The sequence below is a fragment of the Endozoicomonas atrinae genome (genome assembly GCF_001647025.1).
Classification (GTDB): Bacteria; Pseudomonadota; Gammaproteobacteria; order Pseudomonadales; family Endozoicomonadaceae; genus Endozoicomonas; species Endozoicomonas atrinae.
Window position 1 is genome coordinate 1 of sequence record NZ_LUKQ02000583.1, and the last position, 1,244, is coordinate 1,244.

A 1,244-nucleotide genomic window follows, 5' to 3' on the forward strand; every position below is an offset into this window, starting at 1 on the left:
AGTCCGTGGGTATCTGTCTGATCGGTGGCATCGATGAGAATGGCAATCCTGAGGACAACTACACCTCGGCACAATGGCTCATGCTGGAAATGCTGGTAGAAACCCTGGAGCTTCGTTATCCACAGGCCATGGTGGTCGGTCACTACTTTTTCACACCATACAAGACCTGCCCTAATTTCATCGTTGAAGACTGGATGGCGAACCGATGAGTTGGGCAGCAGCAATCCCCGTCCTCGGAAAGATCATCGAGAAAATTATCCCTGACCCGGATAAGGCGGCAGAGGCAAAAAAGTCTCTGGTGAACATGGCAGTCAAAGGGGAGTTGGATGAACTGGCAGAACGTGCCGGGGTCATCAAGGCAGAGGCTCAAGGTGACAGTTGGCTGCAGAGATCATGGCGACCGATTGTCATGTTGATCTTTACCGGGCTAATCGTGGCAAGGTGGCTCGGGTGGTCGGCTCCTGACTTATCCGAGGCCGTGGAGCTAAAACTGTTCTCCATCGTCCAGCTGGGTATCGGCGGCTACATTGCCAGCCGTGGAATTGAGAAAGTGGCAGATAAAATCAGGCGCTAAGGAATGGCAGCTAAAAAATACAAGATGGTGGATCGCAAAGTTGCTGACCTGATCCCCTACATCAACAACTCTCGTATTCACAGTGATGACCAGGTGCTGCAAATCTGCTCATCGATCAAAGAGTTCGGTTTTACCAATCCCGTTCTCATTGACGAAGAAAACGGCGTGATAGCAGGCCATGGCCGGTTAATGGCGGCTAAAAAGCTCGGCATGGATAAAGTGCCCTGCATTATTCTGGCGGGGTTATCCGAAGCGCAGAAAAAAGCCTACGTTATTACTGACAATCAGCTATCTCTTACGTCCAGCTGGAATATGGAAACTCTGGCTCTGGAAGTCGAGGCTCTTCAGGCTGAAGACTTCGACCTGAATATCCTCGGTTTTTCAGACGAAGAAATGAATAACCTGGTTATCAGTTTTGACGCTGATGAAGTCCCTCCGCCAGAGCTGGCCTCCGGGGAAAAAGACACCTTGCGGCAGTGCACGTTTACCCTCACTGATGAGCAATACGAAACCGTTATGGCGGCTATCGCCAAGGCCAAAGAATTAGGGCCGTTTGGTGAAACCGGCAATGAGAACGGCAATGGCAACGGTCTGGCCAGAGTCGCTGAGGTGTTTAATGGGCAAGGCTAAGGACATTCAGGTCAAGTTCATCAGCAAGAAAGATGCTGAT

The 1,244-nt window shown here is 50.8% G+C and carries 3 protein-coding genes; all 3 read left to right on the forward strand.

What is annotated here, in order from left to right; translation table 11 throughout:
• On the forward strand, positions 1-209 hold a 209-nt coding region (locus AK963_RS29250; RefSeq protein ID WP_175404730.1), incomplete at its 5' end, for a peptidoglycan recognition protein family protein.
• Complete coding sequence (locus tag AK963_RS29255) at positions 206-574, forward strand: 3TM-type holin (RefSeq protein ID WP_066018759.1); 369 nt, start codon at positions 206-208, stop codon at positions 572-574. The genes AK963_RS29250 and AK963_RS29255, both read left to right, overlap by 4 nt.
• Positions 575-577: 3 nt before the next feature.
• The gene (locus AK963_RS29260) at positions 578-1,204 is read left to right on the forward strand and encodes a ParB/Srx family N-terminal domain-containing protein (RefSeq protein ID WP_066018760.1); all 627 of its coding nucleotides are present in this window, start codon (positions 578-580) and stop codon (positions 1,202-1,204) included.
• Positions 1,205-1,244 lie beyond the last annotated feature (40 nt).

Bases quoted from the DNA above. Each gene is read 5' to 3' on its own strand.
- AK963_RS29260 (WP_066018760.1), top strand. From the start codon at position 578: ATGGCAGCTAAAAAATACAAGATGGTGGATCGCAAAGTTGCTGACCTG.
- AK963_RS29255 (WP_066018759.1), top strand. From the start codon at position 206: ATGAGTTGGGCAGCAGCAATCCCCGTCCTCGGAAAGATCATCGAGAAA.